This is a genomic window from Streptomyces sp. WM6378 (genome assembly GCF_001279695.1).
Taxonomy (GTDB): Bacteria; Actinomycetota; Actinomycetes; order Streptomycetales; family Streptomycetaceae; genus Streptomyces.
Window position 1 is genome coordinate 91,957 of the sequence record NZ_LGDD01000328.1, and the last position, 13,807, is coordinate 105,763.

The window sequence follows — 13,807 nt, forward strand, 5'->3', positions numbered from 1 at the left end:
TCCGCCCGCGCGCGCTCCCTCTTCCCGACGCAGGATGGAGGGATGGAACACCACCGCGCCCCGCGCAAGCGGACCCGGGCCGCCGCGTTCAGCGCCGCCGCCGTACTGCTCGCCGCCGTCGGCTGTTCCAGCGGGGCCAAGGACGACGGCGGGCTCACCGCAGGCACCGCCGACGCGGCCGATCTCGCCACCCAGAAGCTGAACTGGAAGGCGTGCTCGGCGCCCACCGCGGCCGAGGGCACCGGCTCCGCGCCCTCCCCGCTGCCCGGCGGCGCCCAGTGGAAGTGCGCCACCATGAAGGTGCCGCTGGACTACGCGAACCCCAAGGCCGGCACGCTCGACCTCGCCCTCATCCGCACCGAGGCCACCGACAAGGCGCACCGCATCGGCTCGCTCGTCTTCAACTTCGGCGGCCCGGGCGGCTCCGGCGTGACCACCCTGCCCGCCGCGGCCAAGGACTACGAGGCCCTGCGCGGCCGCTACGACCTGGTCGGCTTCGACCCGCGCGGGGTCGGCGCCAGCGCGCCCGTGCAGTGCGAGAACGACTCCCAGCTCGACACCTACTTCGCCCAGGACGCCACCCCCGACGACCCCGCCAAGGAGCAGACGTACATCGAGGGCCTCAAGTCGTTCGCCACCGCCTGCCAGGACAACTCCGGCAGGGTCCTCCCCCACGTCGGCACCACCGAGGCCGCCCGCGACATGGACCTGCTGCGCCAGGTCCTCGGCGACCAGAAGCTGCACTACATGGGCATCTCCTACGGGACGGAGCTCGGCGGCGTCTACGCCCATCTGTTCCCCAAGAACGTCGGGCGGGCCGTCTTCGACGGCGTCGTCGACCCCACCAACGACGTCGAGCAGGGCGCGATCGGCCAGGCCAAGGGCTTCCAGCTCGCTCTCGACAACTTCGCGCAGGACTGCGTGAACCGCGGCGACAAGTGCCTCCTTCGCGGCGCGAACGTGAAGGAGGTCGAGGACGTCATCGTCAAGCTGCTCGCCCAGCTCAACACGAAGCCCATCCCGGCCGGCAACAGCGGCCGCCAGCTCACCCGGACCCAGGCCACCAACGGCATCGCCCAGGCGCTGTACTCCAAGGAGTACTGGCAGCTCCTGGAGCAGGGTGTCGACGAGGCGGAGGGCGGCCAGGGCGCGCTGCTCCTTGCCCTGTCGGACGCCATGAACGGGCGCGGCAAGGACGGCACGTACAGCAACCTTCAGGCCGCCAACGTGGCCATCAACTGTGCTGATTTCAAAGAGCGTTACTCACTGGAGCAAACGAAGGCCAAGCTCCCCGAGTTCCGCAGGGCCTCGCCCGTCTTCGGCGACTTCATGGCCTGGGGCCTCATGGGCTGCACCGAGTGGCCGGTCGCCGGCCAGTGGACCACTCCGGACGTGAGCGCACCGGGCGCCGCCCCGATCGTGGTCGTCGGCAACACCGGCGACCCGGCGACGCCTTACGCGGGCGCGAAGAACATGGTGGACAAACTGGGCCCGGGGGTGGGCGTGGAGCTCACGTACAAGGGCCAGGGGCACGGGGCGTACGACAGCGGCGACAAGTGTGTGCAGAACACGGTGAACGCTTACCTCTTGGACGGAAAGGTTCCCTCTGCGGGGGCGGTTTGCCAGTAGCGCGGCGCCGTTTGGGAAGTGCTGACATTCGACTGCGGGCCCGTCGTGGCTGGTCGCGCAGTTCCCCGCGCCCCTTAAAGGCCAATGGGGTCGGCCCGCACTTCTCGTGCGGGCCGACCCCTTCGAAGTACCCGGCGCTTAATAAATGGGCTTCTCCGGCTCGATCTGGTTGACCCAGCCGATCACGCCGCCGCCCACGTGCACCGCGTCGGCGAACCCCGCCGACTTGAGGACCGCGAGGACCTCCGCCGAGCGCACGCCCGTCTTGCAGTGCAGGACGATGCGCTTGTCCTGGGGCAGGTCCTGGAGGGCGCTGCCCATCAGGAACTCGTTCTTCGGGATCAGCTTGGCGCCCGGGATCGAGACGATCTCGTACTCGTTCGGCTCGCGGACGTCGATGATCTCGATCTTCTCGTCGGCGTCGATCCACTCCTTGAGCTGCTTGGGAGTGATCGTCGAGCCCATGGCCGCTTCCTGGGCCTCCTCGGACACGACGCCGCAGAAGGCTTCGTAGTCGATGAGCTCGGTGACCGTCGCGTTCGGACCGCAGACCGCGCAGTCGGGGTCCTTGCGGACCTTGACCTGGCGGTACTGCATCTCCAGGGCGTCGTAGATCATCAGGCGGCCGACCAGCGGCTCGCCGACACCCGTGAGGACCTTGATCGCCTCGGTGACCTGGATCGAGCCGATCGACGCGCAAAGCACGCCCAGCACGCCGCCCTCGGCGCAGCTCGGGACCATGCCCGGCGGCGGGGGCTCCGGGTAGAGGCAGCGGTAGCAGGGGCCGTGCTCGGACCAGAAGACCGAGGCCTGGCCGTCGAAGCGGTAGATCGAACCCCATACGTACGGCTTGTTCAGGAGCACGCACGCGTCGTTCACCAGGTAGCGCGTCGCGAAGTTGTCCGTGCCGTCGACGATCAAGTCGTACTGGCTGAAGATCTCCATCACGTTCTCGGCTTCGAGCCGCTCTTCGTGCAGGACGACGTTCACGTACGGGTTGATGCCGAGGACGGAGTCGCGCGCGGACTCCGCCTTGGAGCGGCCGATGTCGGCCTGGCTGTGGATGATCTGGCGCTGGAGGTTCGACTCGTCGACCTCGTCGAACTCCACGATGCCGAGCGTGCCGACACCGGCGGCGGCCAGGTACATCAGGGCCGGGGAGCCGAGGCCGCCGGCGCCCACGGCGAGCACCTTCGCGTTCTTCAGCCGCTTCTGCCCGTCCATCCCGACGTCGGGGATGATCAGGTGGCGCGAATACCTGCGGACCTCGTCTACGGTGAGCTCAGCTGCTGGCTCGACCAGGGGTGGCAGCGACACGGAAACTCCGTCGGTCGGTATGTCAGTACGGTTGTTCTCTCCGTAACACTGCCACGCGCCCCCTCATTCCGAGATACCGGGTCCGATCCGCGAGACGATTTCATCCCAGTAGCCGGGCAGCGTTTCAAATGGGTCGGTATGCCCGTTTCCCTGCCGGGACCTGGCGCGGTCCGTGAAGTAGATCGTGCCCGCGCCCTGCCACCGGGCGATCCGCAGCGCCTCCTCCAGATGCGTCCTGGGCACCCCGTGCACCAGGTGGCAGAAGCGCTCCGGCGGGTAGTCGGCGGTCCATTCGGCCACCTGCGACCAGCGGTAGTCGGTCCACGGGCCGGTGTACGTGATCAGCTGGTCGGCGGCCTCCGCATAGCCGGGGTACGGGTGCGTCCCGTGCCCGAAGACCAGGTGGGCGCCGTCACGCAGGGCCCGCAGCGTGTCGGTGGTGCGCCGCATTTCGGGAAGCGCGTCTCGCTCTGTGGGACAGCGGTCGAGCAGGAAGCCGTCGACGCGGTACCAGTCGAGGTAGCGGTGCGCCTCGGAGATCTGCTCGCCGAAGGGGCGGGTGCCGTACGCCGTGTCGAGGTGGCCGAGCACCCGGATGCCGGCGTTGCGGAGTCTGCCGACGGCTTCGAGGCAGTGCGGGTCGGGCCGGCTGCCGGGGCCGCCGGGAGTTCCGCCGGACACATTGAGCACGGCCCAGTGCAACGGCGTTCCGGGGCGGGTGAGTTCGGCCCATTCGACGGGGGCGACGAGCGGGTGGGCGTAGCCGGGGACGCCGAGGCCGAGCCGGTCGGCGCCGGTCGCCGCGCGCTGCCCGAGGAGCCGGGTCAGATTCGGCATGCCGCCTCCATCCAGATGTCGGCGAGGGATTCCTCCAGGTTGATCCGGGGCCGCCAGCCGAGCCGGTCGCGGGCGGTGCGCACGTCGGCCTGCTGCCAGCTGCCGCAGCCGTCGGGGTACGGGGCCGGCGTGGCGAGGTGTTCGAGGCCCTCGCCGTTGCGCGGGGAGCCGATGAGGCCGGGGCGCATGACGGGCGGGCCGTCGAGTTCGTGCAGGGCGCCCGCGTAGCCCGCGACCCTGGCGAGGACGGCGGCCGCGTCGCGGAGCTTCACCGAGCGTCCGGTGCCGATGTTGACCACGCCCTGGGCGGCGGAGAGCGAGGCGGCGTGTACGGCCCGCGCCACATCGCGTACGTCCACGAAGTCCCGCTGCACGCCGAGCCCGCCGAGCTTCAGCTCGCCGTCGCCGGACTGCATGGCGCGCCGCATCGCCTCGGCGAGGCGGCCGAGCGGGGAGCCGGCGGGGGTGCCGGGGCCGACGGGCGAGAAGACGCGCAGCACGATCGCGTCGAGTCCGGAGCCGAGGACGAGCTCGGTCGCGGCGAGCTTGGAGACGCCGTACGGCCCGCCGGGGCGCGGCACGGCGTCCTCGGCGGTGGAGGAGCCGGGCTGCGAGGGCCCGTACTCCGAGGCGCAGCCGATCTGGACGAGGCGGGCGCCGCAGCCGCTGCGCCGCAGGGCCTCGCAGACGGTGGCGACGGCGACGGTGTTGTGCCGGGTCAGCTCGCGGGCGCCGCCCCGGGTGGCCCCGGCGCAGTTGACGACGACTCCGGGGTGCACGGCGTCGAGGAAGCGGGTCAGGGCTCCCGGGCTGCCGGTGGCGAGGTCGAACCGTACGTCCGCGTCGTCGCCGCGCCCGAGGGCGGTGAGCTGCACGGCGGGGTCGGCGAGCAGGCGGTCGGCGACGAACCGGCCGAGGTATCCGTTGGCTCCGAGCAGCAGCACCCTCATCGCGCGGTCCTTCCGTGCGGGCGGCGGGAGGCCGATGGCAGGGCGGTCATGTGTCGTTCTCCTTCAATGCCGTGTCGCCCGCTCCGTGAGGTGGCCGGGCGATCGCGGCGCTTCGGTGGGGTGGGCGCGTCGGTCGTCGGGCGCCTCACTGGTCACAGTGGGCCGAGGCGCGGGCCAGCACGGCGGCGGCTCGGGCGAGCAGGGCGAGGGCGGCGGCGCCGCACACGGCGGCGGGCAGCGCCCCGGCGCCCCAGGTCTGGACGGCGGCTTCGACGGGGTGGCCGAGGGCGGCGCAGCCGGGCAGCCGACCGGCGAACACGGAGGCGAGCGCGAGCAGTTCGGCGCCCGCGGCGGCGGCGAGCATCTTCGTGGCGGCGCCGGCGAAGCCGTGCGCGGCGAGCAGCCGGCCGAGCCAGAGCAGCGCCCCGAGCGCGGTGCCGGCCGCGAACACATCGGTTCCGTAGGCGAGTTGAGCAACCGTCAGACAGGCGGCGAGGCAGCCGAGGAACAGGGCCACGGTGGCCAGGAGCAGCGGGCGGGAGCGCCCGGCGAACTCGGCGAGGCCCCGGCTGGAGGCGAGCTTGCGGCGGGCCCCTACGGAGAAGAGGTGCGCGCACCACATCGCGGGGGCGACGGCGAACGCGAGGCCGGTGGCGGCCGCCGGGTCGAGCGGCCAGCCTCCGTCGGGGCCGCCGCGCACGGCGTCGGCGAGTAGCCCGTCGCCGCCGATCGCGTACGCCATGAGCCAGGCGGCGCAGAGGCGGGCGACGGGCCGGGTGCGGTGGTCGGCGCGCAGGGGGCCGCGCCGCAGGGACAGGGTGAGCGCCACCGCGAAGGCGACCGCCCCGACCGCGCCGGCCACCAACCGGATCCCGCCAGGGGCGAGCCGAACGCCCTCGACGACGAGTGCGCAGACGACGCCGGGCAGCAGCGCCCAGAGCGCCCATCCGGCGGGCTGTGGGGTCAACTCCCTTGTGGCGGATGGGGTTTCGGTGTCGCGTGGCACTCGGGCGTAGAGCTCTTCGGCGAGCGAGAAGACGTCGCGGTGGCGGAAGCGGGCGGCGGTGCGGTCGGTGACGCCGTGCGCCTCAAGGCCTGCCGCGATCTCCAGCGGGTCGACGGCGCGCTCGCAGAGTTCGCGGTGGCGGTGCATGAGGGCTTTGACGGGGTCGGCGGGGCCGCGCCGGGGGGTGGCGGTGCGGCCCGCGCCGCTCTGGGCGGGCGTCGAGGAGAGGGCGCCCTCGGAGCGGGTGTCCCAGGCGGCGCCGGTGGCCGGGGCGGAGGGGGTGTCGGTCACGCGCCCGCCCCTTCCGCTTCGGCTTCGAGGCGTTGCTGCAACAGGACCGCGATCGGGCTGCCTGCCCAACTGGGCCCGCTCGACGGCGAGTTGGACGGCATGCGAGCTGCGGTCGGGGCCGCCCAGCGGCCCGGCACATGGGCTTCGGCGGGGTGCGCGAAGGGCTGCGGGGCGGCCGTCTCGTCGGCGTTCTCGCGATGGACCGGGTTGTGCGACATGAGCTCCAGGTAAATGCCGCGAAATGCCGCGAGGTTCTGCTCGACGGTGAACAGTTCGAGGGCGCGGGCGCGGGCGGCGGCGCCCAGGCGCGAGCGCCGCTCGGGGTCGCGAAGGAGCGCGACGCAGGCGTCGGCGAGCGCTCGGGGATTGCGCGGCGGCACCACCAGGCCGGTGCCGCCGATGACTTCGACGACCGCGCCGGTGTCGGTGGACACGGTGGCCCGGCCGCAGAACATGGCCTCGACGAGGCTGATCGGGAAGCCCTCGACGACGCTGGACAGGACGACGACGCTGCCGGCGGCGTAGGCGTCGGCGGGTTCGGGCGCCTCGGGGCCGCCGATCTCCTCGAACGAGACGGGGTTGTCGCCGACCGCATGGGCGTCGGCGGCCTCGTCGGGGAAGAGCTGGGCGGCGAGCGCCCGGCAGTGCGCGAGGTAGGTGACGGCGTCGGGGCCTTCGGCGGGCGCGGCGATCAAGCGCAGCCGTGCCTCGGGCTCGGCCTTGCGGACCTCGGCGAAGGCGTGCAGCAGGGCGATGAGGTCCTTGGCGGGCTCGATCCGCCCGACCCACACCAGGGTGTTGGGGTCCCCGCCGTACGCGCCTTCCCCGACCGCGTGGAACCGGTCGGCGGACATGCCGGGATAGACGGTGCGCAGCTTGGCGCGGTCGGCTCCGCAGCGTTCCTGCCAGCGGCGGGTGTGGGTGTTGCCCGGGGTGACGAGCTCGGCCTGCCCATACACCTCGGCAGCGAGCCGACGCTGAAACCCTGCCTGCAACGCCCTTACCGGGACGGAGAGTTGGGCGTTGGCGAGGTACTGGGCGCGGAGCTGGACGCCGTATTCGGTGACCAGGAGCGGGACCCCGCAGAAGCGTTTGGCCAGGAGCCCGGGCAGGGCGGCGCGGCCGCCGGAAGCGGCGTGGGCGAGGTCGACCGCGCCGAGCGCGTCGTCGCCGTACCAGTCGAGGGAGAGCGGGCGCAGGGCGCGTTCCAGGAGGCTCGCGAAGGCGAGATGGTCGGGCACCCGGGCGGCCTGGACGGCGCGGTTGGCGCCGGGGGTGCGACAGGCGGCTTCCAGAATGCGGACGGCCGTCTCGGAACGGAGCTCGCCCGCGATCCCGCCGTGCTCGCGGGCGAGGGAGGCGAGCCCGTACAGCCCCTCGGCGAAACTGTCGCCGTCGGCCCGTTCGCTGCAGATCGAGGCGGCCAGGCGCCCGAAGTGGAGGGCGAACTCCCGGCGTTCACGGCGCCCGTACCCGCGCTCGGTACGCCTGCGGCCGGTGTAGTGGGTTTCGGGCGCGGCCCGGAGCGGCGCGGTACGCACCTGACGCACGTGGGGAGGCAGGGCGAGCAACCCCTGTTGTTCCTGCTCGGCACTGCGGCTGAGCGCGAATATGTCGAACTCGTGCCGCGCGAGCCCGCGCACGAGCCGGTCGCACCACAGCCTGGCCTCACCGGTCGTGTACGGATAACCGCCATCCGTGAGCAGTCCGATCCGCATGTGCGCACCCCCGATCTCCCTTGTGGGCGGCCACCGTTGGCAACGGCGACTCGCAGCGGGACGAACGTAAGCGGTCATGCCGGTGGCGCGACGGACGGTTGTCCATCGCGCCACCGGAAGGGGTGAATGCACGTAACTTTCCCGACCCGGTGGCGTTCGGTCGCGCTACGGGTCGGTCCGGTCACCCACGGCTACGCTACGGCCACCTCCTCGCGGGCGGTCTCCCGGGATGCCTCGCGCAGCTCGCGGCGGGCCGCGCGGCGGGTGGCGGCCAGCGCCGGGTCCAGCGAGGGCACTGCGGCGAGCAGCTGCCGGGTGTACGGGTCCTTGGGCGCCCCGTACACGACGTCGACCTCGCCCTCCTCCACGATCCGCCCCTGCCGCATCACGGCGACCCGGTCGCTGACCTGCCGCACCACGGCGAGGTCGTGCGCGACGAAGACGAGCGCGAGGCCGAGCTCGCGCTGCAACTGGCCGAGCAGCGCGGTGACTTGAGCCTGTGTCGTCACATCGAGCGCGGACACGGGCTCATCGCACACGATGAGTGTCGGCTCGGCGGCCAGCGCGCGGGCGATCCCCACGCGCTGGCGCTGACCGCCGCTGAACTCGTGCGGGTAGCTGTCGTAGCGGTCCGGGTCGAGGCCGACCCTGCGGAGCAGCTCGCCGACCCTGGTCCGGATGCGGCTGTCGTCGCGCTCCCCTCTCGCCCTCAGCGGGTCGGCGACGGATTCGCCGATGGACCGGCGGGGGTTGAGGGAGGAGACGGGGTCCTGGAAGACCATCTGGACGTCGCCGGTGCGGGTCACGGTGCCTTCACTGGGCTCCAGCAACCCGACCAGCATGCGGCCGAGGGTGGTCTTGCCGCTCCCGCTCTCGCCGACGATGCCGAGGGTTTCACCGCGGTGGACTTTCAGGGAGACCCCATCCACGGCGGTGAACGCGGCTCTGCCACGCCCGAAGGTGTGGCGGAGGTCGCTGGCCTGGAGCACGAGGCCGCCTTCGGTGGAGGTCTCCCCCACCCCGCCCCTTCCCGCAACCCTCCGGGGGTGGGCATGCGGCCGAGGTCCGTTCGCGGACCCCCGCTCCTCAAACGCCGGAGAGGCTGAGAGCGGCTGAGGCTCGGAGGGCCCGCCTACGACCGCGGACCGTGCGTGGCCGATCGCGCAGTTCCCCGCGCCCCTGGCAGGACCGGACACCGCAGCATGGCCACCCTGTGGCCCGCTCGCGGTCCGCGAACCGCCCTCGGCGGCATCCCCAGCCGGCCCGGCACTTGCGCTTCGCGCCCCGCCCTCGCCCGCATCCCCAGCCCGTCCGGCGTTTGAGGACGAGCGCCCTTCAGGCGCGAACGGGGTCTGGGGCGGAGCCCCAGCAGTGTCTGCCGGGTCGCAGCCGGGCGCGCTCCCCCGGAGGGTCTTGGGGAGGGGCGGGGTGGGGGAGATCCTCGGGACCGCCGACAGCAGCGCCCGCGTGTACGGCTCCCGCGGAGCGCCAAGGACCGCCCCCACCGGACCCCGCTCCACCGCCCTCCCCGCCCGCATCACCAGCACCTCGTCCACGCTCTCCGCCGCGACCCCCACGTCGTGGGTGACCAGCACCAACCCCAGCCCCGTCTCGCGGCGCAGATCGTGCAGCAGGTCCAGGATCTGCGCCTGGACGGTCACGTCCAGCGCCGTCGTCGGCTCGTCCGCGATGAGCAGGCGCGGCTCGCACGCCAGCGCCATGGCGATAAGGGCCCGCTGTCGCATGCCCCCGCTGAACTCGTGCGGACGGGAGCGGGATTTGCGGGCCGCGTCGGGAATGCCCACCCGGTCCAGGACCGAGACCGCGCGGGCCCGCGCGGCCCGCCGGGAGCCACCCTTGTGCACCCGGTACACCTCCGCGATCTGGTCGCCGATCGTGTAGTACGGGTCGAGCGAGGACAGCGGGTCCTGGAAGACCATCGCCGCCAACCCGCCACGCAGGGAGCGGAGTTCGGCGTCGGAGGCGGCCATCACATCCACCCCCGCCACCCTGATCGCGCCGGTGACCCGCGCCCCCGTACCCCGGTGCAACCCCAGCAACGCGTACGCCGACGCGCTCTTGCCCGAGCCGGATTCGCCGACGACACCCAGCGCCGCGCCGGGCCGGAGCGTGAAGGAGAGGCTGTCCACGGCGCGCACCTCGCCGAAGGAGATGCCGAGGTCGGCGACCTCGACCAGCGGCGCCTCTGCAGGAACCAGCGTCATGAAAGGACCACCCGTCGATCCGCCATCGCGTACAGGACGTCCGCGACCGCATTGGCAAGCACCACGAAGAATCCGGTGGTCAGGACCACCCCGACCACCACCGGCAGGTCGACCGTGCGCACCGACTGCACGAGCTGCTGGCCGATGCCCGGGATGCCGAAGAGCGTCTCGGTGAGCACCGCGCTGCCGAACATGGTCCCCGCGTCGAGCGCGCTGAGCGCGATGACCGGGGCGACCGCGCCGCGCAGCGCATGGCGCCCGACGATGGCCCGCTCGGTCAGCCCGTATGCCCGGAACGTCCGTACATGGTCCTCGGCGAGCGTCTCCAGCATCGAACTCCGCGTCAGGCGCGCGTACTTGGCCGATTCGATCAGGGCGAGGGAGAACCAGGGCAGCAGCAGACCCCAGAACCACTGCTCCGGGTCGTCCGTGAACGGCACGTACTGCGGGAACGGCAGCCATTGCAGCGTCGAGCACAGGATGATGATCAGCAGCAGGCCGATGACGAACACCGGCGTGGACGTGCCCGCCAGGGTCAGCCAGGTCAGCAGCCGTTCGATCATCCCGCCGCGCTTCCACGCGGAGAGCACCCCGGTGCCGACGCCGATGAGCAGCCACAGCGCGAACGCGCCGACCACCAGCGAACCCGTGACCGGGAGCTTGCCGAGGATGAGGGCGGTGACCTGCTCGTCGGTGCGGTAGGACTGGCCGAGGCAGGGCGCCGAGCAGTGCACCACTCCCGTGCCGGACGAGAAGTCGCGGCCGGCGAAGATGCCCTGGATGAAGTGGCCGTACTGGAGGTACAGCGGGTCGCCGAGCCCCAACTTGTCGTGGACCAGGGCGACTTGCTGCGGTGAGCAGCGTTCGCCGCAGACGATCTGGGCGACGTTGCCGGGGGCCACGTAGAAGACGGCGTACACGATGACGGAGAGGGCGAGGAGCACGAACACGGCTCCGGCGATCCGCCTCAGCAGAAAGCCCGTAAAGCCTGTCAACTTGCCTTCTCCTTACGGGACTTGCTCGTGCCCACCCGCAGCCTTGACGCCGCTCGCGGGTCCAGGGCCGTGCGCACGCCCTCGCCGATCACCGTCAGCGAGAGGACCGTGATGAAGAGCAGGCCGGCCGGCAGGAGCAGATAGGTCGGGGCCGCCTGGTACCAGGTGTTGGCGTCGGTGAGCATCTGGCCCCAGGACGGGGTCGGCGGCTTGATGCCCACGCCGAGGAAGGACAGCGCCGCCTCGGCCACCACGTTGGTGGGGACGAGCAGGACCGCGTACGTGATCACGGGTGCGGCGAGCGCGGGCAGCAGCTCGCGGCGGGCGATCGCCCAGGTGCCCCAGCCGCTGAGCCGTGCCGCCGAGACGTGGTCGAGCGTCTTGAGCGAGAGGGCGCCCGCCCGCACGATCTTCGACGTGCCGAACCAGCCGAGCCCGGCGATGATCAGCGTGATCAGGACCGGCCGCGGGATCGAGGCGGGGGCCACCGCGAGCAGTCCGAGCGTGATGACGAGCATCGGCAGGGCGGCCGCGACATCGGTGACGCGGCTGACGATCTGGTCGGCCCAGCGGCCGCCGAGCGCGGCGAACAGGCCGAGGGCGACGCCGAGCGCGACCTGGATGAGGGTGGCGACGAAGGCGACGCCGAGCGAGACTCGGGCGCCGTAGACGATCCGGGCGAACAGGTCACGGCCGGTCTGCGGTTCGACGCCGAGCCAGTGCTCGCCGCTGATCCCGCCGAACGAGCCGATGGGGACGCCGCCGCTGGCGGAGTCGACGAGCGTGGGGTGGAAGGCGTTGGGGTCCTGGCCCTCCAGGGCGGTGAGCAGCGGGGCCGCGAGCGCGACCAGGACGAGCAGGGCGAAGACGGCCGCCGCGGCGGTGACCGCGCGCTGGGCGCGCAGCCGCCGCCAGAAGAGGCGGCCGCCGGGGGCGGGCGCGGCGACGCCCGCCCCGGTGGTCAACAGGGCTTCGGACATGGCTACTTGACCGCGACCTGCGAGATGTCGAGCACACCGGTCCAGTCGCTGATGACGACGTTCTTGACGTCCTTGCCGACGAGCCGCTTGTAGACGGGGTGGAACAGCGGCACGACCACGGCCTGCTCGCCGATCTTCTTGTCGAGCGCGCCCCAGCGCGGGGCGGCCGCGGTCAGGTCGGTCAGCTTGTTGATCTCGTCGATCTCGCTGTTGACGGAGGGGTCGTTCAGGAAGCCGGTGTTGAAGTTGGCGCCGTCCTGGACGATCTGCCGGCCGTCGAAGATCGGCGCGAGGAACGGGCCGCCGGAGGGCCAGTCGGCGCCCCAGCCGCGCAGGAAGAAGCCGGGCTCCTTCTTGGCGCTGGCCACGGTGTCGTTGTAGTCGTTGCCTTCCAGGCCCTGGAGCTTGACGGTGATGCCCGCCTTCTTCAGGGCGTCCTGGAGGGCGGTGGCGACCTCGGGTCCCTTGGGGCCGCCCTTGGCGTTGGAGTGGGTGAGCGTGACGGTGAGCCCGTCGGCGTAGCCCGCCTCCTTCAGGAGCTCCTTGGCCTTGGCCGCGTTGCCGGAGGCGCCCGCCGGGAACGGGTCGTACGGGGTGTACCCGAAGGCCTTCTGGTTGGGCAGGAAGGTGGTGGCGGGCTCGGCGAGCGAGGAGCCGCCCACCGCGTTGACGGCCGAGGTGCGGTCGACGGCGTACGCGATGGCCTGGCGGACCTTGGGGTTGTCGAAGGGCTTCACGTTCGGGTTGAACGCGATGTAGTTGGTGTAGCCGAAGTGCCCGGTGCCGACGCGCGCGGCGAGCTGCTTGTCGCTGGTGACCTTGGCGAGTTCGGCCGGGCCCAGGTTGGTGTCGGTGGTGACGGCGGCCGCGTCCGGGCCCTGGGAGGCGGAGAGCCGCTGGTTGATGACGGCCTGGTCGAGCCCGGAGCGCACGTCGATGGTGTCGGGGTAGGCCTTGCGCTCGCTGTCGGTCGCCTCGGACCAGTTGGGGTTGCGCGCCAGGACCAGGTGCTCGCCGTCGTTCTCGTTCTTGACGACCTTGTACGGGCCCGAGGACACGGGGTGCTCCTCGTACTTGGTGCCGTCGTCCTTGGCCTTGGGGACCGGCGCGAACTGCGTCTGGGTGGCCAGGAACGGGAACTCGCCCTCGGGCTTGTTCAGGTGGAACACGATGGTCTTGGCGTCGGGCGTCTCGATCGAGGCGAGGCCCTTGCCGCCGTCCTTGTACGGGCCCGGATACTGCGCGCCGCCGACCAGCCAGTCCCTCAAGTACGGTGCCCCGCCGGAGAGTTCGGCCGCGAAGGAGCGCTCGATGCCGTACTTGATGTCGGCGGTGGTGATGGGGCTGCCGTCCTCGTACTTGAGGCCGTCCTTGAGCGTGTACGTCCATACGGTGGCGTCCGCGTTGGGCTTGCCCGTGTCGGTCGCGAGGTCGGGCACCACCTTCGTGCCCTCGGCGCCGTTCTCGCGGTTGCGGGTGGTCAGGGTGCGGAAGACGAGCGAGGGGACGTTTCCGCCTCCGGAGGTGTAGAGCCGCGCGGGGTCGAAGTCGGTCTGCGCCTCGTTGTTGAGCACGCTGAGCGCGCCGCCCTTGTGGGGCGTGCCGGACGCGCCGGACCCGGCGTCCTTGGCGCCGCTGCCCTCGGGGCCGCAGGCGACGGCGCCCACGGCGAGAACCACGGCTATCGCTGCCGCTCTGGCGACATTCCCCGACGAAATGGACGTGTGACGCATCGGAAGTAGACCTCTCGGTGACTGCTGGGCAGGGCGGGAAATGCGGGCGCCCACAGCACCAAAAGGGAAAAGGGGTGGCTGCGCCCGCATGCGGAAACCGTGCGAAAGCACGGAAATGCCCGGGCG

The 13,807-nt window shown here is 72.0% G+C and carries 10 protein-coding genes; 1 reads left to right on the plus strand and 9 read right to left on the minus strand.

The genetic code is table 11. From position 1 onward, the window contains the following. Positions 1-42 precede the first annotated feature (42 nt). The gene (locus ADK54_RS35480; RefSeq protein WP_053729910.1) at positions 43-1,629 is read left to right on the plus strand and encodes an alpha/beta hydrolase; all 1,587 of its coding nucleotides are present in this window, start codon (positions 43-45) and stop codon (positions 1,627-1,629) included. A gap of 138 nt (positions 1,630-1,767) precedes the next feature. Here ADK54_RS35480 and moeZ read toward each other — a convergent pair whose 3' ends face one another. The 9 genes from moeZ to ADK54_RS35525 form a co-directional block, all read right to left on the minus strand. Then, positions 1,768-2,946 (minus strand): adenylyltransferase/sulfurtransferase MoeZ, encoded by a 1,179-nt coding sequence (moeZ, locus tag ADK54_RS35485; RefSeq protein WP_053729911.1) that lies wholly within the window; start codon positions 2,944-2,946, stop codon positions 1,768-1,770. Positions 2,947-3,009: 63 nt separating this feature from the next. Beyond that, positions 3,010-3,783 carry a spherulation-specific family 4 protein gene (locus ADK54_RS35490; RefSeq protein WP_053729912.1) on the minus strand — a complete coding sequence of 258 codons (774 nt, stop codon included), beginning with the start codon at positions 3,781-3,783 and terminating at the stop codon, positions 3,010-3,012. Next, complete coding sequence (locus ADK54_RS35495; RefSeq protein WP_053729913.1) at positions 3,771-4,733, minus strand: NAD-dependent epimerase/dehydratase family protein; 963 nt, start codon at positions 4,731-4,733, stop codon at positions 3,771-3,773. The genes ADK54_RS35490 and ADK54_RS35495 overlap by 13 nt, the downstream gene beginning before the upstream one ends. 145 nt (positions 4,734-4,878) lie before the next feature. After that, entirely contained in the window at positions 4,879-6,030 is a 1,152-nt protein-coding gene (locus ADK54_RS35500) for a hypothetical protein (RefSeq protein WP_053729914.1), read from the minus strand. After that, positions 6,027-7,748, minus strand: coding sequence for a DUF3492 domain-containing protein (locus ADK54_RS35505; RefSeq protein WP_053729915.1), 1,722 nt, complete (start codon positions 7,746-7,748; stop codon positions 6,027-6,029). Before ADK54_RS35505 ends, ADK54_RS35500 begins: the two co-directional genes overlap by 4 nt. Before the next feature lie 191 nt (positions 7,749-7,939). Next, positions 7,940-9,973: an ABC transporter ATP-binding protein gene (locus tag ADK54_RS35510; protein ID WP_053729916.1), complete on the minus strand. Its 2,034-nt coding sequence runs from the start codon at positions 9,971-9,973 to the stop codon at positions 7,940-7,942. Continuing rightward, positions 9,970-10,968 carry an ABC transporter permease gene (locus tag ADK54_RS35515; protein ID WP_053729917.1) on the minus strand — a complete coding sequence of 333 codons (999 nt, stop codon included), beginning with the start codon at positions 10,966-10,968 and terminating at the stop codon, positions 9,970-9,972. The genes ADK54_RS35510 and ADK54_RS35515 overlap by 4 nt, the downstream gene beginning before the upstream one ends. Further along, positions 10,965-11,948 carry an ABC transporter permease gene (locus ADK54_RS35520; RefSeq protein ID WP_053729918.1) on the minus strand — a complete coding sequence of 328 codons (984 nt, stop codon included), beginning with the start codon at positions 11,946-11,948 and terminating at the stop codon, positions 10,965-10,967. The genes ADK54_RS35515 and ADK54_RS35520 overlap by 4 nt, the downstream gene beginning before the upstream one ends. Before the next feature lie 2 nt (positions 11,949-11,950). Beyond that, a complete protein-coding gene (locus tag ADK54_RS35525; RefSeq protein WP_053729919.1) occupies positions 11,951-13,681 on the minus strand; it encodes an ABC transporter substrate-binding protein in 1,731 nt (576 codons plus the stop codon). Positions 13,682-13,807 lie beyond the last annotated feature (126 nt).